The organism is Lentzea sp. NPDC058436 (genome assembly GCF_042721515.1).
In the GTDB taxonomy this organism is placed as follows: domain Bacteria; phylum Actinomycetota; class Actinomycetes; order Mycobacteriales; family Pseudonocardiaceae; genus Lentzea.
In genome coordinates, this window is sequence record NZ_JBHXLF010000001.1 from 562,734 (window position 1) to 582,019 (window position 19,286).

At 71.0% G+C, this 19,286-nt stretch carries 17 protein-coding genes; 11 read left to right on the forward strand and 6 right to left on the reverse strand.

Annotated elements, in window-relative coordinates; genetic code table 11:
* Nucleotides 1-64: 64 nt before the first annotated feature.
* Together ACFWN2_RS02430 and ACFWN2_RS02435 are read left to right on the forward strand one after the other, a co-directional pair.
* Nucleotides 65-1,048, forward strand: coding sequence for a hypothetical protein (locus tag ACFWN2_RS02430; protein ID WP_382424373.1), 984 nt, complete (start codon nt 65-67; stop codon nt 1,046-1,048).
* Between the two features lie 259 nt (nt 1,049-1,307).
* A complete protein-coding gene (locus ACFWN2_RS02435) occupies nt 1,308-1,961 on the forward strand; it encodes a fasciclin domain-containing protein (RefSeq protein WP_382424375.1) in 654 nt (217 codons plus the stop codon).
* An 81-nt stretch (nt 1,962-2,042) separates the two neighbouring features.
* Here the strand turns inward: ACFWN2_RS02435 and ACFWN2_RS02440 are convergent, their stop codons facing one another.
* Both ACFWN2_RS02440 and ACFWN2_RS02445 read right to left on the reverse strand, forming a co-directional pair.
* On the reverse strand, nt 2,043-2,675 hold the full coding sequence (locus ACFWN2_RS02440; RefSeq protein ID WP_382424376.1) for an anti-sigma factor family protein: 633 nt from the start codon (nt 2,673-2,675) through the stop codon (nt 2,043-2,045).
* Nucleotides 2,672-3,193 (reverse strand): sigma-70 family RNA polymerase sigma factor, encoded by a 522-nt coding sequence (locus ACFWN2_RS02445; protein WP_382424378.1) that lies wholly within the window; start codon nt 3,191-3,193, stop codon nt 2,672-2,674. The genes ACFWN2_RS02440 and ACFWN2_RS02445 overlap by 4 nt, the downstream gene beginning before the upstream one ends.
* 143 nt (nt 3,194-3,336) lie before the next feature.
* On the opposite strand from ACFWN2_RS02445, the gene ACFWN2_RS02450 reads away from it, so the two are divergent.
* The gene (locus ACFWN2_RS02450; protein ID WP_382424380.1) at nt 3,337-4,188 is read left to right on the forward strand and encodes a DUF4394 domain-containing protein; all 852 of its coding nucleotides are present in this window, start codon (nt 3,337-3,339) and stop codon (nt 4,186-4,188) included.
* 24 nt (nt 4,189-4,212) lie between these two features.
* Here the strand turns inward: ACFWN2_RS02450 and ACFWN2_RS02455 are convergent, their stop codons facing one another.
* On the reverse strand, nt 4,213-5,295 hold the full coding sequence (locus tag ACFWN2_RS02455; protein ID WP_382424381.1) for an alpha/beta hydrolase fold domain-containing protein: 1,083 nt from the start codon (nt 5,293-5,295) through the stop codon (nt 4,213-4,215).
* Between the two features lie 303 nt (nt 5,296-5,598).
* On the opposite strand from ACFWN2_RS02455, the gene ACFWN2_RS02460 reads away from it, so the two are divergent.
* Nucleotides 5,599-7,311: a diguanylate cyclase domain-containing protein gene (locus tag ACFWN2_RS02460; RefSeq protein ID WP_382424383.1), complete on the forward strand. Its 1,713-nt coding sequence runs from the start codon at nt 5,599-5,601 to the stop codon at nt 7,309-7,311.
* Between the two features lie 84 nt (nt 7,312-7,395).
* Complete coding sequence (locus ACFWN2_RS02465) at nt 7,396-8,844, forward strand: amidase (protein WP_382424385.1); 1,449 nt, start codon at nt 7,396-7,398, stop codon at nt 8,842-8,844.
* Here ACFWN2_RS02465 and ACFWN2_RS02470 read toward each other — a convergent pair.
* Entirely contained in the window at nt 8,841-9,377 is a 537-nt protein-coding gene (locus tag ACFWN2_RS02470; RefSeq protein ID WP_382424387.1) for a TetR/AcrR family transcriptional regulator, read from the reverse strand. The two genes, ACFWN2_RS02465 and ACFWN2_RS02470, sit on opposite strands and share 4 nt — an antisense overlap.
* A gap of 141 nt (nt 9,378-9,518) precedes the next feature.
* On the opposite strand from ACFWN2_RS02470, the gene ACFWN2_RS02475 reads away from it, so the two are divergent.
* The 5 genes from ACFWN2_RS02475 to ACFWN2_RS02495 all read left to right on the forward strand — a co-directional run bounded on the left by ACFWN2_RS02475 (nt 9,519) and on the right by ACFWN2_RS02495 (nt 14,217).
* Nucleotides 9,519-10,313 carry an ABC transporter permease gene (locus ACFWN2_RS02475; protein WP_382424388.1) on the forward strand — a complete coding sequence of 265 codons (795 nt, stop codon included), beginning with the start codon at nt 9,519-9,521 and terminating at the stop codon, nt 10,311-10,313.
* A 16-nt stretch (nt 10,314-10,329) separates the two neighbouring features.
* Nucleotides 10,330-11,349 (forward strand): glycine betaine ABC transporter substrate-binding protein, encoded by a 1,020-nt coding sequence (locus ACFWN2_RS02480; RefSeq protein WP_382424390.1) that lies wholly within the window; start codon nt 10,330-10,332, stop codon nt 11,347-11,349.
* Nucleotides 11,342-12,151, forward strand: coding sequence for an ABC transporter ATP-binding protein (locus tag ACFWN2_RS02485; protein WP_382424392.1), 810 nt, complete (start codon nt 11,342-11,344; stop codon nt 12,149-12,151). The genes ACFWN2_RS02480 and ACFWN2_RS02485 overlap by 8 nt, the downstream gene beginning before the upstream one ends.
* Entirely contained in the window at nt 12,148-12,999 is an 852-nt protein-coding gene (locus ACFWN2_RS02490; RefSeq protein WP_382424394.1) for a TauD/TfdA dioxygenase family protein, read from the forward strand. The genes ACFWN2_RS02485 and ACFWN2_RS02490 overlap by 4 nt, the downstream gene beginning before the upstream one ends.
* Nucleotides 13,000-13,221: 222 nt before the next feature.
* Nucleotides 13,222-14,217 (forward strand): hypothetical protein, encoded by a 996-nt coding sequence (locus ACFWN2_RS02495; RefSeq protein WP_382424396.1) that lies wholly within the window; start codon nt 13,222-13,224, stop codon nt 14,215-14,217.
* A 43-nt stretch (nt 14,218-14,260) separates the two neighbouring features.
* Here ACFWN2_RS02495 and ACFWN2_RS02500 read toward each other — a convergent pair whose 3' ends face one another.
* Nucleotides 14,261-14,809 carry a hypothetical protein gene (locus ACFWN2_RS02500; protein ID WP_382424398.1) on the reverse strand — a complete coding sequence of 183 codons (549 nt, stop codon included), beginning with the start codon at nt 14,807-14,809 and terminating at the stop codon, nt 14,261-14,263.
* 159 nt (nt 14,810-14,968) lie between these two features.
* Complete coding sequence (locus ACFWN2_RS02505; RefSeq protein ID WP_382424399.1) at nt 14,969-15,400, reverse strand: hypothetical protein; 432 nt, start codon at nt 15,398-15,400, stop codon at nt 14,969-14,971.
* A gap of 192 nt (nt 15,401-15,592) precedes the next feature.
* Between ACFWN2_RS02505 and ACFWN2_RS02510 the strand changes: the two genes are divergently transcribed.
* Nucleotides 15,593-19,282, forward strand: a complete 3,690-nt coding sequence (locus ACFWN2_RS02510) for a hypothetical protein (RefSeq protein WP_382424401.1) — start codon at nt 15,593-15,595, stop codon at nt 19,280-19,282.
* Nucleotides 19,283-19,286: the final 4 nt, after the last annotated feature.

Sequence of the window (19,286 nt, forward strand, 5' to 3'; positions counted from 1 at the left end):
TCTCGTGAGCCCGGCCCGGCAACCAGTCCACAAAGGAACTTTCTCGGCGCCGAGGAGCACTCCCATGACCCTGAACCGTCGTCGACTGCTGCTCGGCAGCGCGGCCGTGCTGGCGGCAACGGCGGGCACGGCCGCCCCCGCCGCCGCGGCGCCCGCCGGGTTCCCCGACTACCGGTACCGCAGGCTCGCCCTGGTCAAGAGCAAGCTGCGCTACAACCCCACCAACGAGCTGATCTTCCCCACCATCCGCGGCACGAAGGACCGGATCCCTGGCGCGCGTGCCGCGTACTACCTCTACTACGCGCCGCACGACGCACCGGGCGGCATCTGCCTGGCGTACGCGAACACCCTCGACGAGGAGTTCACCGAGTACCCGGGAAACCCGATCATCACCCGGAGTTGGCCCGGTGAGTACACCGTCTCGCACGTGTCCTCGCCGCACGCGATGTGGAACGACGACGTCAAGCGCATGTACCTGTACTTCCACGGCGAGAACACGGTGACCAGGCTGGCCAGCTCCGCCGACGGCATCAACTTCAGCTACGAGAAGGAGGTCCTGTCGACGCGCCTGCTGCCCGCGGGCACCACCGAGACCTCCTACGCCAGGGTGTTCCGGCACGACCTGCCGTCGCGGGGCGCCCGGTACGTGATGGTGTTCATGATCAACAACCAGTCGAACCGCCGCGACATCGGCTGGGGCTGGTCGGCGAACGCCCGCGACTGGACGTTCTCGCAGACCCCGCTCGTCCGGCACCAGGACGTCGGCGCGGTCAACGTCGGAGGGCCACACCTGCTGTTCCGCAACAACAGCGTGTACGTGGTGTACAACACCGACATCGGCAGCGGCGGCAACATCCTCATCACCGAGGTGGGACGCGACTTCTCACTGCGCAGGCACCTCGGCGTGTTCCACGACTCGGTGTCCGGGGCGCCGGACAACGGCAGGGCGGCCGCGCCGTCGTTCGGCACGTACCAGGGCAGGGAGTACATGATCTACGAGGCGGGCGACCGGCTGTCGGGCAACATCGCCATCGCCCAGGCGATCTGACGTCCGGTGTGCCGCGGTCGGTGCGACCGCGGCACACCGGCTCGGCGTTCCTGATCCGCCGAAGGTGAACGAGAAGTGCTTGGTAACACGAAAGAGTGAACAAGACCGGCGGTCGCTTGTGGACGGAGAAGTGTTCGCGCTGGTCACGGCCGGATCTTGGATCTTTGGTAACAGGTTGGTGAACGGACCCATCTGCTCGTCGAGGGGCGGCGAATCACGAGCAGCAACCTCCCCGTTCACCTCTTGGAGATGTCCCGTCATGAACAAGACCGTCCGCAACACCGTCCTGGCCCTCGGCGCCGCCTCACTCGCCCTGTTCGGCGCGGCGTGCGGCTCGGGCGACATGGCCAGCAGTGGCAGCTCCAGCTCGGCCGCCGCGCCCACCACGACCGCGTCGTCGTCGGCCGCGATGGCGGACCCGGCCAAGGACCTCGTCGGCCCCGGTTGTGCCGACTACGCCAAGCAGGTCCCGTCCGGCGCCGGTTCCGTCAGCGGCATGGCCGCCGACCCGGTCGCCGTGGCCGCGTCCAACAACCCGCTGCTCACGACGCTGGTCAGCGCGGTGTCCGGCAAGCTGAACCCGAAGGTGAACCTGGTCTCGACGCTCAACGGCGCCGAGTTCACGGTGTTCGCGCCGGTCGACTCGGCGTTCGCGAAGATCGACGCCGCGACGATCGAGACGCTCAAGACCGACGACGCGCTGCTGACCGAGATCCTGACCTACCACGTCGTCCCCGGCCAGATCACGCCCGACAAGATCGTCGGCGACCAGAAGACCGTGCAGACCGGCACGGTGAAGGTGTCCGGCACCAAGGACGCGCTGAAGGTCAACGACGCCAACGTGATCTGCGGCGGCGTGCACACCGCCAACGCGACCGTCTACCTCATCGACTCGGTGCTGATGCCCTCCTGACATCTCCGGGGCGGCAGTACCGCGACTCCGGGAACCGCACTGTGTTGCGGTTCCCGGAGTTTTGCCGTTCACCGGCAAGCTTCAGCGCCGGGGGAACGTCGAGGCCAGCGCGATCGTCCCGGCGGCGTCGCGCACGACGAACCCGGACGCGTCGGCGCGCAGCACCGAACTGTTCAGGTTGCAGTGCAGGACGGTCGTGCCGGTGCCGATGAACGAGCCGGCGGACACCTCGCCACCGTCGGGACCGGTCACCGCCACCTGGTACGTCTGCCCCGGCGCGAACCCGCTGCCGTCGAGCTTGATCTCGACTCCCCACGTGTGTGGGACGATCGCGGCCTCGGCGCTCACCCCGGCAGCCTGTTGCACGAGCGCGACCGGTTCGAGCGGCGCGGTGGGGCGCAGGTACCACCAGCCCGCCGCCGCGATGGCCACGGCGGCAGCGGCGGAGAGCAGCACGACGGAGCGCGTCCGCCGTCCACTTCGGACACCCACACGCCGCACGACCAGTTCCTCCAGGTGTGCGGGCACGGTGACGTCGTCGGCGTCCACACCGGCCAGAGCGCGCGCCACCGGGGTGAGTTCGTCGACCGTGCGCCGGCACTCCGCGCACTCGCCGAGGTGCTCCCGCACCGCCGCGAGCTCGGAGCCGGTGAGGTGGTTCAGGACGTAGGGGCCGAGCAGCTCGGTTCGCCGCTCGTGCACGGAGTCGTTCACGGCCGCACCCCCATCTCCTCCATCGCCAGCCTCAGCGCCTTCAGGCCGAAGAAAACGCGGCTGCGCAGCGTCACCTGCGAGACGCCCACCTCGGCCGCGACGTCCCGGTAGGACCGGCCGCGCAGGTAAGTCTCCACCAGGGCCACGCGGTGGTCGTCGCTGATCCTCAGCAGCGCCTGCTGCACCAGTCGTTGGTCGAGCACCGCGTCGGCGAAGTCGGAGACGCTCTCGGAGTGTTCCGCCGCCACGGCGTCGAGTCTCCGGTCGTGCCGGGCGCGTGCGCGGGCCTCGTCGATGACGACGTTGCGAGCGATGGCGAACAGCCAGACGCGCAGGCTCGCGAGGTCGGGATCGAACCGTCCGGCCGACCGCCACGCTCTCAGGAACACCTCCTGCACGGCCTCCTCGGCCGCCTGGCCGTCGCCGAGTTGCCGGAGCGCGAAGCGGTAGATCTCCGGGCCGTGCGCGGCGTAGACGTCCCGGAGGTCCAGGTCCGCCCGCCTGCCGATGATCGCCATGAGCTCCCCGTCGCCGCTCCTCAGAACGAGTTCGGCACCGGGGAGGCACCGGATGGGTCGGATTTGTTCCGTTCGCCCTTCAACACGGGGCGTGGACGCGTCGTACACACCTGCGTTCCGCGTTCACAGCCCTGGGAGAAACCATGCGCATCGCTCGCACGACCGCCATCGCCGCAGCGGCGGCACTGATCGCCGGCGTGCTCGGCGCGGCACCCGCCGCGGCGACCGGCGACCGGCTCCGCGTCCACCTGCTCACGGACGACGGCGTGCTCAGCACCCGGACCTGGTCGTCCCCGCTGTCCGCCCAGCACCGCGTCCGCGTGACCGGCCTGAAGGCGCACGACCGGCTGGCGGGCATCGACGTGCGTCCCGCCACCGGAGTCCTCTACGCGATCGGACGCTCCGGCCAGCTCTACACCCTCGACGCCCGCACCGGCCGCGCCACCGCCGTCGGGACCCCGATCGCACTGAACGGCACGGCGGTCGGGTTCGACTTCAACCCCACCGTGGACCGGATCCGCCTCGTCACCTCGAACGGCCAGAACCTGCGCCTGGTCCCCGACACGGGCGCGCTCGCCGCGACGGACGGCGCACTCGCCTACGCGCCGGGCGACCGCGCGGCCGGCTCCACGCCGAAGGTGTCCGCCGCCGGCTACACGAACAGCGTCGCCGGCGCCACGTCCACCACGCTGTACGACCTCGACAGCACCAAGGACGCGCTCGTCACCCAGGGCACCGCCGCCGGCGTCACCCCGGTCGTCTCGCCGAACACCGGCCAGCTCTTCACCGTCGGCAAGCTCGGTGTCGAGGTCGACAGGACCAACGGGTTCGACATCGCGACCGTCGACGGCCGCCACCACGCCCTCGCCGCCGTGCGTCCGGCGCTGTCGCTGCTGGGCGGCTCGCTGCTGGTGAAGATCAACCTGGAGACCGGCCGCGCCACGGTCGTCGGACTCGCGGGCGGCGAGGTCGTCGGCGTGGCGTTCGCGAAGTAGCCGGCTGGTGCCGGGGTTCCTCCGTCAGCGGCCGTCGAAGGCCTGACGGAGGAACCTCAGCACGGCGAAGCGCGCGGTCTGGGCGGAGATCGAGCCCCAGACGAGGTCGAAGCAGTGGTCGGCCTGCCTGAGCGCGACGAGCGTCGGGAACTCCGGCGCCACCGCGTACGGCGTGATCGTCTCCAGCGGCACCCACTGGTCGCGTGCCCCGGTGACCACGCAGACGTGCGCGGGCGCGGATTCCACGTGAGCGATGGGCGAGCTCCACTCCCAGCGCGCCGGCACGTCCTGTGGTGCGCCGCCGAGGAAGTCCACCAGCGGGGACACCTCCCGGTCGACCGGCGTGACGCGGCGGCGGCGCAGGGAGTCGTAGAGCGACAGCAGGTCGACCGGCCCGTACACCGACACGACAGCTCGCGGCGACGGTGGCTCACCGAGGCTCGCCGCGAGCAACGCCAGGTGCCCGCCCGCGGACGAGCCGAACAACGCGATCCGGGCAGGGTCGACGCCGAGCACGCCCGCGTGCGCCTCGACCCAGCGCACCGCGTCGATCACGTCGAACGGAGCGACGTCCCACCGCGCCGGTGGAGCCAGCCGGTAGCTGACGCAGACGGCGCGATAACCGTTGTCCGCCAGCCAGTTCGCGTAGGCGCGCAGCTGCCGCCAGTTCCCGCCGGCCCACCCTCCGCCGTGCACGAGCACGACCGCGGGTCCGGTCTCCGCGCGGTCGGCGGGATGCCAGACGCCGAGCGGAAGAGCGGCGCCGTCCCGTGCGATCACCTCGTGGGTCTCCGGCGCACGCGCGCGGAGGAACCCCGTCAGGTCGAAGAACGCGGCGAACGGGGAGGGACGGGCACCCATCGCCAGGGCCTGCCCCCACTGCGCTCCGGCCACGCAGACCTGCGCCCCGCAGACGACCGCCGCGAGCACCGCGAAGACCGGGTCTCCGTCGACCGCGGCCACCACCGCGAGTGCGATCGCGACGAGTGCCAGAGGCGGTGCGAGGCTCAGCGTCAGGGCCCGCACCACCCAGAACGCCGGTGCGGGGGAGGGCAGCAGCGCCACCGCCGTGAGCACCCCGATCAGGACGATGACGGTCTGGTACAAGCTGGTCGGCCTCTCGGGTGGGCTTCAGCGCCGAGCCGTGCTGCCCTGCGGCGTGGACATCGACGATTCGGCGGCGTGCGCCCGGCGGATTGGTGCGAACACCGGACGCCGTCCGGGTTCAGCCGGTGCCGTGCACGGGAACACAGCGTGTAACGCCGCACGGACCGTGCATCGATAGCCGATCGAACCGTTCCAGGGGGTCGCGTCGAACGTCCGGTGGAACCAGGGGCCTGCACTGCTCCGATCGTGTCGCAGCGCGGTCTTCGGTTGTGCGGCCCGAACGAGTTGGTGTGAGGTGTCGGGGTGACGGAGTCGGAGGGCGCACCGGACGCGGTCGAGCCTGCCCGGTTCGAGGCGTCCTTCGAGGCCTGCCCGACCGCTGCGGTGATCACCGATCCGGCGGGGGTGGTGATCACCGCGAACCCGGCGTTCGAAGCCCTCGCCGGGCAGGGGACCGGTTCCGTCGTCGGCACGCGCCTGCACGACGTGGCGGCGACGGACGCGAGCCGGCGGGTGCTGGACGACGTGCTGACGAGACTGCACGGCAGGCCCGGGAAGATCGTGCACGAGGAAGCGGAGATCGCTCCCGCCGACGCGACGGGCAGACCCGTGCGGCTGTCGGCGATCGCGCTGCCCGAAGCCGGGAAGCGGTTGTTCTACTTCGAGGACCTCCAGGAGCTGTGGCAGCTCCAGCGGGCGTTCCACCACCAGACGCTGCACGACCCGCTGACCGGGCTGCCGAACGACGCCTACTTCCGGTCGAACCTCGAAACCGCGGTCGCCACCGCGGGCGACGGAGAGCAGATCGCCCTGCTGTTCCTGGACGTCGACGGGTTCGGCGTGATCAACGACGGTCTCGGCACGGACGTGGCGGACCAGGTGCTGCGCGCGGTCGCCGGCACGTTGCGCGGGGTCTTCGGCGAGGAGGCGTTCATCGCGCGGTTGTTCCGCGACGAGTTCGCGGTGGCACTGCGCGGAGAGCTCACCCGGCAGGGCGTGGTGGAACTGGCCGAGGACATGGTCGAGCAGCTGGCGCAACCCGTCTACCACGGCACGACCGGCGTCGGTGTCAGTGCCAGCGTGGGCATCGTGGTGGCCGACGTGCAGGGCGCCGAGCACCGCGCGCTGACCAGGGCCGCCGAGGTCGCGTTGCACAGGGCAAAGGAGCTGGGCAAGGCGCAGTGGGTGCTGTTCGACCGGGAGGCCGACCGCGAGGCGCGGGACCGCTACCGGCTGGCCGCGTCCGTCGCGGGCGCGATCGAGACCGGTGAGATCGGCGTGGTCTACCAGCCGCACGTCGTCCTGCCGGACGCGCCCGTCGTGACGTCGCTGAACGCCGGTCTGTGCTGGCGGCACCCGGATCTGGGGCTGCTGCGCGCTTCCGAGGTGTACGCGCTCGCGGAACTGACAGGGATGACCGTGCCGCTGGGCAGGTACCTGCTGGCGGAGGCGCTGGAGACCGCCGCGGACTGGCGTGCCCGGTTCGGTGACGGGGCGCCGATGGTGTGCCTGACCCTGCCGCAGCGCATGGCGATCGACGCCGACCTCGTCGGCATCGTCCGCGCGGAGCTCGACCGCCACGGCCTGGAGGCGCGGCGGCTGATGCTGTGCGCCGACAGCTCGTCGGTGCTGGACGCCCGCGGTGACCTCGCGGAGTCGATCGGTGTGCTGGCCAGGCTCGGCGTGGTCTTCGTGATGGACGCGGCGGGACTGCACGACCTGGAACTGTTCTCCGCGCTGGAACTCCCGGTGCCCGCAGTGATGCTGAGGGGCCCGATCGTCGCCGCCGTCGGAGTGGAGGATCCGCCCGGGTGGTCGCGCAGCCAGGTCAGGAACCTCGTCGAGCGGGCGGAGGAACTGGGCGTCAAGGTCGGCGCGCACGGCGTGCTCTCCCAGTCCCACGCGGAACTGCTGCACTCGCTCGGCGTCGTGGTCGCGTCCGGTCCCTACCTGCCCGAGTACGCGACCAGGGACGAGGCGGAGGTCTGGGCGGGACGCGTCTTCCCGATGGGCTGAGCGGCGGGTGCGGAACCGCCACCGCCGGCCGTTGCGGGAAAAGGAGTTTTATGGCCTGCAGACGAGGTCGCTAGCGTCGAATTCATGGACTGGGGATTTCGCACGGCCGAGGATCTGACGGCCGCCATGAGTGCCGGTGAAGTGACGTCGGTGGAGCTGGTCGAGGAGGCGATCGCCCGCGTCGAGCGCGACGACGAGGCGATCAACGCGATCTGCGTGCCGGACTTCGACCGCGCGCGGGCCGCCGCAGTTGCTGCCGACCGGGCACGTGCCCGCGGCGAGGACCGGCCGTTGCTCGGTATTCCGGTCACGGTCAAGGAGTCCTACGACATGGCAGGGCTGCCCACGACGTGGGGCATGCCGGAGCACCGCGACCACGTGCCGGCCGAGGACGCGGTGCAGGTGGCACGGCTCAAGGCCGCGGGCGCGGTCGTGCTGGGCAAGACCAACGTGCCGCTGGGGTTGCAGGACATCCAGACCTTCAACGAGATCCACGGCACGACCAACAACCCGTGGGACCACGAACGCACGTCCGGCGGATCCTCCGGCGGGTCGGCGGCGGCGCTGGCGGCGGGATTCGGTGCCCTGTCGATCGGTTCCGACCTCGCGGGTTCGCTGCGCACGCCAGCGCATTTCTGCGGTGTCTACGCGCACAAGCCGACCGTGGGACTGGTGGCGACCCGCGGCATGGTCGTGCCGACCGCCCCGGCGTGGCCGGTGGACCTCGACCTGGCCGTCGCCGGTCCGATGGCGCGCTCCGCCCGTGATCTCGCGCTCCTGCTCGACGTGATGGCGGGACCGGACCCGTTGACGCACGGCAAGGCCTACAACCTGATGCTGCCGCCCGCACGCCACGGCCGGCTCGGTGACTTCCGGGTCCTGGTCGTCGACGAGCACCCGCTCATCCCGACGGGATCCGCGGTGCGGACGGGCGTGCGGCGCGTGGCCGACGCCCTCGCCGACGGCGGCGCCCGCGTCGAACGGCACAGTCCGCTGCTGCCCGACCTGGCCGAGGCCGCGACGCTCTACACGCGCTTGCTGTTCTCGGGGTCCGTCGCGCGCTTTCCCGTTGAGGCGTACGAAGAGCTGAAGGTTCTCGCGGCCGGCCTGAGCGCGGACGACAGGAGCCTCGACGCGGCACGGCTGCGCGGCATGGTGCTCAGCCACCGCGACTGGCTCGTGGCGAACGACCTCCGCGAGCTCCACCGCCACGGCTGGCGGCGGCTCTTCGCCGAGTTCGACGCCGTGGTGTGCCCCATCACGCCGACGCCCGCGTTCCCGCACGACCACAACCCGGATCCGTTGGCGCGCAGGGTGGACATCGACGGCGTGCGACACCCGTACTTCGACCAGCTCGTCTGGGCCGGCGTGGCGACCATGCCCGGCCTGCCCGCCACCGCCGTGCCGACCGGCCTGTCGCCGGAGGGCCTGCCGGTGGGAGTCCAGCTCGTCGGGCCGATGTTCGAGGACCGCACCCCGTTGCGGCTGGCCGAACTGCTCGAACAGGAGATCGGCGGCTTCCGGCGCCGCTAGCGCAGCAGGCGGCGCAGCACCTGTTCGAGTTCGGCGTGGTCAGGCCTTCCAGGCGACACCAGGGCCTGGTGGAGCAACCCGTTGAACATCACGGTGAGAGCCCGTGCGGTCAAGGCGTCCACTTTGGACTCGAATACTGCGGTGAGCATGTCGTCCCACGACGTGCTGGCGGCCCGCAACGCCGGCCGTCGCAGGGCGCCGCCGTACAGCTCGTAGGCGAGCACGCTGGTCTGCCGGTGCTCGCCTGCCAGCAGGACGACGAAGCCCGCGAGCTCGGTGCTCAGATCGGCGTCGTGCGGTAGCGAGCGCGCCCAGTCGCGCAGGCGGGCGACGTTGCGTTCGGCGACGGTGTGGATGGCGGCGTCGAGCAGCTCGTCCAGGCTCAGGAAGTGGTACGTGGTGGAGCCGAGCGGTACGTCGGCGCGCGCGGCGGCGGTCCGGTGGGTCAGGGCCGCGAGGCCGGACTCGGAGATCACCTCGACCGCGGCCTCGATGATCCGCTCCCGGCGGTGGGGGTCGTGCCGCCGTGCCATCCATCGCTCCTCAGCGTCTGGGCGAGCCTCCAGGACACGCCTTAGCGCCTCGGCGAGCCTCCGCGCAAGAGGCGTTCTCGCGGAAGACCACGATACGGAACGGTCCTCACCGGCGATGTGTACGGATGTACGTTCACCGGCGTGCTGAAGATCCAGGCGTCACGCTGGCTGCTGGTGCGGCTGAGCGCCATCGCTGTGCTGTTCCTGGTGTGGCAGCTCGTCGCGCTGGCCCAGATCTGGCCCGCCGCCGTGCTGCCCAGTCCTGGTCAGGTGTGGCAACAACTTCTGTCCACATCGGACGTGGCGAACGGCCAGGGCGGCTACGCGGGCTCGACGCTGGCCGAACGGCTGGGCGTCAGCCTGCGAAGGGTCGGTTACGGATGCTTCTACGGCGTGCTGCTGGGCCTCGTGCTCGGCCTGGCGATGGGGCTGATCCCGGTCGTCCGCGCCGTGACCGAGCCCGCCGTGGCGTTCCTGCGCGCCCTTCCGCCGCTGGCCTACCTGAGTCTGCTGGTGATCTGGTTCGGCATCGACGAGGAACCCAAGGTCTACCTGCTGATGATCGCCGCGTTCCCGCCGGTGGCGGTGGCTGCCGCTGCCGCCGTGAGCGGGGTCAACCGGCAGTACGTCGAAGCCGCGCAGGCGTTGGGCGCCAACGCGTTCGACGTCATCCGCGCAGTCATTCTGCCCGCGTCGGGACCGGAGATCCTCACCGGCGTCCGGCTCGCCGTCGGCATCGCCTACAGCTCCGTCGTGGCGGCGGAGACGGTGAACGGCGCCGACGGGATCGGCGGCATGGTGCTCAACGCCCAGCGCTTCAACCAGACCGCGGTGGTCATCCTCGGTCTCTTCGTCATCGGCATCACCGGCCTGGTCATCGACTCGCTGATCGTGGCCGCCCAACGCACGTTGTCCCCGTGGCGCGGACGCGCCTGAGACCTGAGGAGTCCTCGTGCCGATCTCACGAAGGAACATGCTCGCCCTGCTCGCTTCCGCCCCGGTACTGGCCTCGTGCGGCGTGGGCGGCTCGTCGCCCGCCGAGGGCAAGAACGTGCGGGTGGCGTTCCAGAACTTCGCCGACAGCACGTTGCTGGTGAAGGACCAGAAGACACTGGAGAAGGCGTTACCCGACCACAAGATCACCTGGACCGCGTTCGACTCCGGCGCCAGCATCAACACCGCGTTCCTCGGCGGTGCGATCGACCTCGCGGTGATCGGCAGCAGCCCCGCCGCCGCCGGTCTGTGCCCGCCGCTGAACATCCCCTACCAGGTGATCGAGCTGCTGAACGTCATCGGTGACAGCGAGGCGCTGGTGGTGCGCAAGGCCACCGGGATCACGAAGATCTCGGAGCTGGCCGGCCGCAAGATCGCCGCGCCGTTCAGCTCGACCGCGCACTTCAGCCTGCTCGCCGCGCTGGAGCTGAACGGGGTGGACGCCGGGTCGGTCACGCTGGTGGACCTCGAACCGCAGAACATCCAGGCCGCCTGGCAGCGCGGCGACATCGACGGCGCCTACGTCTGGACGCCGGTGCTGAGCGTGTTGCAGCAGGACGGCGTGACGCTCACCGACAGCGCGAAACTGGCGGCCGCCGGCAAGCCGACGCTCACGTTCACCGTGGCGCGCAAGGAGTTCATCGACTCGAACCCCGACGTGGTCGACAAGTGGCTGGCCGCGACGAACGACGCGATCAAGCTGATCAAGACCGACCCGGCGACGGTCGCGGCGGCGGTCAGCAGGCAGATCGGCATCGGGGAGCCGGACGCCCTGGCGCAGCTCAAGCAGAACATCTACCTGGACCACGAGGAGCAGCGCGGTCCGGACTACTTCGGCACCGTGCAGGCGCCGGGACAGCTGGCGAACCGCCTGCTCGCCACGGCGGAGTTCCTGCGCGCGCAGAAGAAGGTCGAACAGGTGCCGGACCTGACGGCGCTGCGGGCCGCGTTGCGGGTGCCGGGAGCCGGGAATGCCTGACGTCGGCGCACGTCCCACCGTCGAGCTGCGTGGGGTCGATCACGCCTACCCCACGAAGGCCGGTCCCGTACCGGCGCTAGGTCCATTGGACCTGACGGTGGAACCGGGGGAGTTCCTGGTCGTCGTCGGCCCGTCGGGGTCGGGCAAGAGCACGTTGCTGCGCCTGCTCGCCGGGTTCGAGCGTCCGTCCACAGGGGACGTGACGCTGCTCGGCCAGCCGCCTGTGCCCGGCCGTGACGTCGGTGTGGTGTTCCAGCAGCCCAGGCTGTTCCCGTGGAGCACGGTCGGCGGCAACATCGGCACCGCGCTGAAGTGGGCGAAGGTGCCGAAGTCGGAACGACCGGCGCGGTCGGCGGAACTGCTCTCGCTGGTCGGCCTCGACGCCCTCGGCCCACGACGCACGTGGGAGATCTCCGGCGGACAGCAACAACGCGTCGCCATCGCCCGCGCGCTCGCCGCACGACCCCGGTTGCTGCTGATGGACGAGCCGTTCGCCGCGCTCGACGCCCTGACGAGGGAACGGCTGCAGGAGGACGTGCGCTCGCTCGCCGACGGAGACAGGTCGGTCGTCTTCGTGACGCACAGCGTCGACGAGGCGGTCTTCCTGGGCAGCCGTGTCATCGTGCTCACCGACCGGCCGGGCACGATCGCCCTGAGCCTGCCGATCGACCTGCCCCGCAGGGGAGTCCCCGCCGACGAACTGCGCGGCTCGCCGAGATTCGCGGCGTTGCGCGGTGAAGTGGGCGCCGCCGTCCGGGCGACGCTGTCCTCCCGACCCGACCAGCTCGTGGAGAAGTCATGACGCTCTCGTTCGAACCTCTGACGATCGCCATCGGCGCGCAGGTGTCCGGAGTGGACCTCGCAGAGGAGCTCACCCCCGAGGTGGTGGCCGCGATCCGGCAGAACCTGCTGGACCGCAAGGTGCTCGTGTTCCGCGGCCAGCGGCTGAACCCGACCGCGCACCGGACGTTCGCGGCGGCGCTCGGCGAACTGACGCCGGCCCACCCGGTGGTGCCCGGACTCGACGACGACCACCCCGAGATCTACGTGATCGACGCCGGTGACGGTGGCAAGGCCCCGGAATGGCACACCGACGTCACGTTCACGCGCACGCCCCCGCTGGGTTCCGTCCTGCGCGCGGTGGACCTGCCGCCGACCGGCGGTGACACCTGCTGGACCGACCTGGAGGCCGCCTACCTCTGGTTGTCACCGCCGCTGCGCGAGCTGGCCGACAAGCTGGAGGCCGTCCACGACGGACGCAAGGACTTCGAGGAGCTGCTGCACGTCCGGCAGTCCGGCGAGGGAAACCTCTGGGAGGGCGAGAGGGTCCGGTCGCTCGACCCCGTCACGCACCCGGTCGTCCGCGTGCACCCGGAAACGGGCCGCCGCAGCCTCTTCGTGAACCCCGGCTTCACCACGCACGTCAAGGACGTGTCGGAGACCGAGAGCCGCGCGCTGCTCGACCTGTTCTTCGCCGCCGTCGGCCGCCAGGAGTACAGCGTCCGCCACCGCTGGGCGCCCGGTGACGTCGTGGTGTGGGACAACCGCAGCACCGCCCACCTCGCCGTCGACGACTACGGCGACCAGCACCGCGTGATGCACCGGATCACCCTTCGCGGCGACCAGCCGGTGGGTCCGCGGCTGACCTGACATACCTGAATCGCCCCCTTCCCATTCGGCTTTTCTATTGCGGATAAACGGTTCCGTTATGCCACAACAGGTTCAGGACTCGACGAACAGGAGTGGTCCGTCGCCAGGCGCTTTCCTTGACGCACAACGAATTCGCGGTATCTGACGCGCGGCACGCGGCACTTGGATGCTGAGAGGCTCGGGGAGCGCCTCTCGAACTTCCCATCCAAGAAGGGAAAACGCGTGCGCTCGAAACGAATTCCGATCTCCGTCGTCATCGCGGCGATGGCCGTCGCTCTCGCCGCCGGCCCTGCCCAGGGCGACGGCAAGCCCGACACGCCGCAGAAGCAGGGTGACCAGCGTCCGGTCGCGGCCGACCTGGCCGCGGGCAAAGCCGCTCTGGCCGTGAGCCCTGCGGTCAGCCAGGCCTCGGCCACGATCCAGTCGCGCATCATGCGCCACGTCCAGACCCAGGGAACCAAGTACACGTTCGGCGCGTACGCCGACGCGCTCACCGGCAAGGTCGTCGTCGAGACCGACGCGCCTTCCGACGTGGTGAACTCCCTGGTGGGCGAGAACGCCGGTGTGGTCGAGGTCCGCAAGCAGACCGTCACCGACGACTTCAGCCGCCGCGACGACGCACCCGCCTACTGGGGTGGCGCCGGCATCACGTTCGCCGCACCGAACGGCCACTGCTCGGCCGGCTACACCGTGCAGAACTCGGCGGGCACCCGGTTCATGGTCACCGCCGGCCACTGCTTCGCCAACGGCGCGACGGCCGTCACCGAACTCGGCGGCCGCGTCGTCGGCACGGCCAGCGGCAACGGCCTGCCCGGCGAGGACATGGTGCTGCTCGGCGGCCAGTCCTACAGCCCGTTCATCTACGTCGGCGGCGTCGACAGCACCACCGGCCACCACGTCGCGTCGGCGGCCAACCCGATCGTCGGCTTCAACAACTACTGCCACAGCGGGCGGACGACCGGTGAGCACTGCGGTCACACCGTCAGCAGCATCACCGGCACGGTGTGCACCTCCAGCGGGTGCAAGTCGCCGGTCGTCGTCTACAGCGGCGGAACCCTGCCCCAGGGCGGCGACTCCGGCGCACCGTTCTACGCGCTCAGCGTGAGCGGCAACGACAAGCACATCCGCGGACACCACATCGCCTCCGGCGGCACCACCAGGTACGCCGAGATGTGGAGCCGCGTCCAGGCCAGGTTCGGCGTGTCCATCGTGACCTGAGCCCATCCTGAAGTTCGTTGAGCCGCACCACGTCCTCGCCGGCTCAGCTCACTTCGAGAGGCCACGGGCCCCCGGTCACGACGACCGGGGGCCCGTCGTCGCGGTTGACCACGATCGCGGCGAACACCTCGTACTTCCCTTGTGGCAAAGGTCCACCGCCCGAGCACTGACGGACGGTTCCTCTTGCCGTGAACACCTGGCTCACACCGCTTCGGAGATTGACCGCCTGGCCCAGCGAGTCCTTGGGCAGCGGTACGGCCACGACCTCACCGGCTTTCGCCACGTACACGTCCGCCTCCGGGGTGGCCACGCCCGCGATCTCGGCGCCCGTGCTGGTGACGGTCACCGCGCCGGCGAACGTCCCGTCGCCGTCCCTGGTGGCTCGCGGCGGGAACTCACCGGTCATGGACAGACCGTCGATTCGGCTGGACAGGGCGTCGATCCGGTCTCCGCACGCGGGAACCTGTTCCACCTTGTCGCCTCCCGCTGTCGAGGACTGGGTCGTCGCCGTCCGGTCGCCTGGGGCCGCGCAGGCCGTCGCGAGGGCGAAGGCCAGTGCGAGTGCCGTGGTGTTCCTGAACAACCGTGTCATGTGCGCTCACTCCCCGGAACGCGTTCGTCTGCCACCGGGTGGACGTTACGCGGACCGCTCGCGGTTGCACGCACATCTTCGTTGTGTGGCAACGAAACCGGTGTCTGGTCCTCCGGACACGCCGTGAACTCCGGAGGACCAGACGCCACGCCTCCTACCTCAGACGATGTCGACCAGGCAGTACGGGCTGCCGTTGACCCGGCTGCAGTGGACCTTGTTGAGGTCCGAGATCCGGAACCAGACGTTGCCGGGCACCCAGCCGTAGTTCGACACGTAGTACCTGGACACGTTCTCGACCTTGAACCCGTCGGTGTCGAACCAGAAACCGCGCAGGTCGCTGTCGCTCTGCCCCGACGGCAGCCAGTACTCGGTGCAGGTGAGCGAGCCCGAGTTCTGGGTGTTGCAGAAGTGCGAGCCGCCCACGCCGAACTTCGCGATCTTCACCGGCCACGAGGACGGCAGGTTGTTCGTGACGTCGCCCCCGTAGCCGACGGCCTGCGCGGGCTGGGTGCCCACGAGCGACAGCCCGAGCACGCTCGCTGCCACGAGCAGTGTGGACCCGGCACGTCTGAACAGTTTGCGATTCAACATGTTCATCTTCTCCCCAAGGTGAACGTGGTGGATGTGACAGTTCCGTGTCTAACAGCCGGCGGACGCGCTGGTGGCCGCGCCGGCGGCCGGACAAACAAAACCGAACAAAGCACCTCCGGTGTGACGATCACGCGCCGGACGCCGATATCACGAGTGGGTCCTTCGGCCGGCTGAGCCGCGGAAGGTGGGGGAATGGGGAGGCGTGAGCGTCCGCTCGATCCGGAGGCGGACGCGCTGCAACGGTTCGCGTTCGAGCTCCGGCAGTTGAGGTCCGCCGCGGGGCGGCCCGGCTACCGCGAGCTGTCCAGGCGCGCGCACTACTCGACGACGACACTGGCCGAGGCGGCGGGCGGGCAGGCGCTGCCCTCGTTCGAGGTCACGATGGCGTACGTCCAGGCGTGCGGTGGCGACCGGCGGGAGTGGGAGAGTCGCTGGCGGGCGTTGGCCGCGGAGCTGACGCCCGACCGTCCGAAACTGGACCAGGACGCGTCGCCCTATCTCGGGCTGGCCGCGTTCCAACCAGAGGACGCCGATCGGTACTTCGGCCGCGAGAACCTCGTCGAGCACCTCGCCGGACAGGTGTCCGCGACTCCGGTCGTCGCGGTCTTCGGTGCCTCGGGCAGCGGCAAGTCGTCGATGCTCCGCGCGGGTCTCGTGCCGGCGATCCGGACGCACCCGGCGTTCGCGGCGCTCCCGTGGTCGCACGTCCTGCTGACTCCCTCGGACCGGCCGTTGCGCGAACTCGCTCGTGCCGTCGGCGGGGAGCTGGACCCCACCGAACCCGGCTGGCTCCACCGCGCACTTCGCCACGCCCACCCGCGGGGCCGGGTCCTGCTGGTCGTCGACCAGTTCGAGGAGTTGTTCACCCTGCGCCCGGACGAGGGGGAGCGGACCGGGTTCGTCAACGCCCTTCTCGACGCCGCGCAGGGGCCCGGCCGGGTGGCGCACGTCGTGCTCGGCGTCCGCGCCGACTTCTACGGGCACTGCGCGACCCACTCCGGCCTGCTGGAGGTCCTCCGGGACGGTGGCCAGGTGCTCGTCGGGCCGATGGCCGGGGACGAACTGCGGTCCGCGATCACCCGTCCCGCGTCGATGGCCGGGCTGACCGTCGAGCGGGAGCTCGTCGCGACCATGATCGCCGACATCGCCGGTGAACCCGGCGGGCTTCCGCTGTTGTCGCACGCGCTGCTGGAGACCTGGCGGCACAGGCGGAACAACACCATGACGCTGGCCGGCTACCACGTGTGCGGTGGCGTGCACGGGGCTCTCGCCCAGACCGCCGACCGCGTCCACACCGGGTTCGGCGCCGCGGAACAGGAGGTGGCGCAACGGATCTTCCTGCGGCTGACCGCGCTCGGCGACGGCACGGAGGACACCCGGCGCCGCGCGCCGCACGGCGAGCTGGCCACGGTCGGTGCGCCGGACGTCGTCCGCCGGGTGCTGGACGAGCTCGCGGCGGCCCGGCTCGTCGTCATCGGCACGGACAGCGTCGAGGTCGCCCACGAGGCGCTGATCCGGGCGTGGCCCCGGCTCCGGCAGTGGCTCACCGAGGACCGCGACACCGTGCTGCTGCACCGCAGGATCACCGACGCGACCCAGCTCTGGCAGGCCTCGGGACGTGACCCGGAGCTGCTGTACCGGGGCTCCCAGCTCGACCAGGTGGGCCGTGTGCGCGCTCTCAACGCAGGCGAACGCGAGTTCGTCGAGGCCGCGATCCGGTTGCGGGACAGGCAGGTCCGGTCGCGGCAGCGGCGCGTCCTGCGCGTCAGGGCCGTCACCGCCGCGGTCGTCGTGCTGCTGGCCGTGGCGACCGGAATCACGCTCTCGCAACGCAACGACGCACGTGAGCAGCACCGGGCGGCGGTCGCGCGCCAGCTCGTCGCCGAGGCCACCGCGCTGCGGGAGACCGATCCGCTGCGCGCCGCCCAGCTCAGCCTCATCGCGTGGCGGATCGCGCCGGACGTCCCGGCCACCCGCGACAGCCTGCTCAGCACACAGGCGCATCCGCTGCCCTCCCGGCTGCTCGGGCACACCGGCGAGATCCGCGACGTGGCGTACAGCCAGGACGGCCGCCTGCTCGCCACCGCCGCGGGGGACTCGACCGTGCGCCTGTGGGACGTCGCGACCCGCAGGCCGATCGGGGAACCGCTGACCGGGCACACGGCGATCGTGAACGGACTGGCGTTCAGCCCCGACGGGACCACCCTGGCGACCGCGTCCGCCGACCGGACCGTGCGGCTGTGGGACGTCGCGCGACGGGCACCGGCCGGCGCTCCCCTGACCGGCCACACGAACACCGTCACCAGCATCGCGTTCAGCCCCGGCGGCCTGCTCGTCACCGGGGGTGCCGACGGAACCCTGCGGCTGTGGGACGCCACCCGGCGAACGCCGGTGGGCGAGCCGATGACCGGGCACGCCGGGCCGATCACGGCGGTCGCGCTGAGCCCGGACGGCACCACCGCCGCCACCGCGAGCAACGACAAAACGGTGCGGCTGTGGGACATCGCGACCCGCAAGCCCGCGGGCGACCCGTTGACCGGCCACACCAGCGTGACCAACGGTGTCGCGTTCAGCCCCGACGGCCGGGTTCTCGCGTCGACCAGCGGCGACAAGACCGTGCGGATGTGGAACGTGCCGGCCAGGACCTCCATCGGCACGCCGCTGACCGGCCACACCAACGTCACCTACGGCGTCGCGTTCAGCCCGGACGGCCGCACGCTGGCCACCAGCGGCTGGGACAAGACGGTGCGGATCTGGGACACCGCCACCGGACGCCAGCAGGGCACCGCGCTCACCGGCTCCACGAGCAGCGTCTTCAACATCGCGTTCACACCGGACGGATCCGCGCTCGCGGGAGGCGACTCCGACGGCACGACACTGGTGTGGTCGCTGCGGGGTGCCCTCGTGCCCGCCCACACCGACGCCGTCTACGCCGTCGCCACGAGCCCCGGCGGCAGGATCGTCGGCACCGGCGCCGACGACCGGAGGGTGCGGTTGTGGGAGACCGGCACGCACCGCCCACTCGCCGCTTCGCCCACCGGGCACACGGCAGAGGTCCGCGCGATGGCGTTCAGCCCGAAGGGCAGAGTCCTGGCGACGGCCGGGTGGGACGGCACGCTGCGGCTGTGGGACGCCGAGACGGGGGAGCAACGGGGCGCACCGCTCACCGGGCACGTCGACTGGGTCCGCGGTCTGGCGTTCAGCCCCGACGGTCGCCTGGTGGCCACCGCGGGCATGGACATGACCGTCCGCCTGTGGGACGTGACCGCGCACGCACCGGCGGGCCCGCCGCTCACCGGCCACACGAACTCCGTGACAGGCATAGCCTTCAGCCCCGACGGCGGCACCCTCGCCACCGCCGCGAACGACAGGACGGTCCGCCTGTGGGACGTGGCGACCCGGGCTCCGATCGGGGAACCGCTGGCGGACCACACCAGCGTCGTGCGCGACGTCGTGTTCAGCCCCGACGGCGCGTTGCTGGCCAGTGCGGGCGACGACAAGACCGTGCGCCTGTGGGACGTCGCGAGCCGCAAGCCGGTCGCCACCCTGCACGGGCACACGGGCGAGGTCCTCAAGCTGGCGTTCTCGCCGGACGGCCGCGAGCTGGCCAGCACCTCCCTGGACAGGACGGTCCGGTTGTGGGACACGACGACCCGCTCGACGACGGCGGTCCTCAGCGCGGGCACGGGCCTCGCGGGCATCGCCCACACCCGCGACGGCCTCGTGACGGGCGGGGTCACCGGGAACGTGCTGCTGTGGACCACCGACGTGGTGAAGGTGGCCTCGGACGTGTGCACGGCCATCGGCCCCGGCCTGAGCGACGACGAGTGGCGCAGGCTCGTGCCGACGTGGCCGAAGATGGTGGTGTGCGGGGAGAACTGATCCC

Bases quoted from the DNA above. Each gene is read 5' to 3' on its own strand.
- ACFWN2_RS02485 (WP_382424392.1), top strand. From the start codon at position 11,342: ATGCCTGACGTCGGCGCACGTCCCACCGTCGAGCTGCGTGGGGTCGAT.
- ACFWN2_RS02470 (WP_382424387.1), bottom strand. From the start codon at position 9,377: ATGGCACGGCGGCACGACCCCCACCGCCGGGAGCGGATCATCGAGGCC.
- ACFWN2_RS02430 (WP_382424373.1), top strand. From the start codon at position 65: ATGACCCTGAACCGTCGTCGACTGCTGCTCGGCAGCGCGGCCGTGCTG.
- ACFWN2_RS02465 (WP_382424385.1), top strand. From the start codon at position 7,396: ATGGACTGGGGATTTCGCACGGCCGAGGATCTGACGGCCGCCATGAGT.
- ACFWN2_RS02510 (WP_382424401.1), top strand. From the start codon at position 15,593: ATGGGGAGGCGTGAGCGTCCGCTCGATCCGGAGGCGGACGCGCTGCAA.
- ACFWN2_RS02445 (WP_382424378.1), bottom strand. From the start codon at position 3,193: ATGGCGATCATCGGCAGGCGGGCGGACCTGGACCTCCGGGACGTCTAC.
- ACFWN2_RS02490 (WP_382424394.1), top strand. From the start codon at position 12,148: ATGACGCTCTCGTTCGAACCTCTGACGATCGCCATCGGCGCGCAGGTG.
- ACFWN2_RS02450 (WP_382424380.1), top strand. From the start codon at position 3,337: ATGCGCATCGCTCGCACGACCGCCATCGCCGCAGCGGCGGCACTGATC.
- ACFWN2_RS02435 (WP_382424375.1), top strand. From the start codon at position 1,308: ATGAACAAGACCGTCCGCAACACCGTCCTGGCCCTCGGCGCCGCCTCA.
- ACFWN2_RS02500 (WP_382424398.1), bottom strand. From the start codon at position 14,809: ATGACACGGTTGTTCAGGAACACCACGGCACTCGCACTGGCCTTCGCC.
- ACFWN2_RS02505 (WP_382424399.1), bottom strand. From the start codon at position 15,400: ATGTTGAATCGCAAACTGTTCAGACGTGCCGGGTCCACACTGCTCGTG.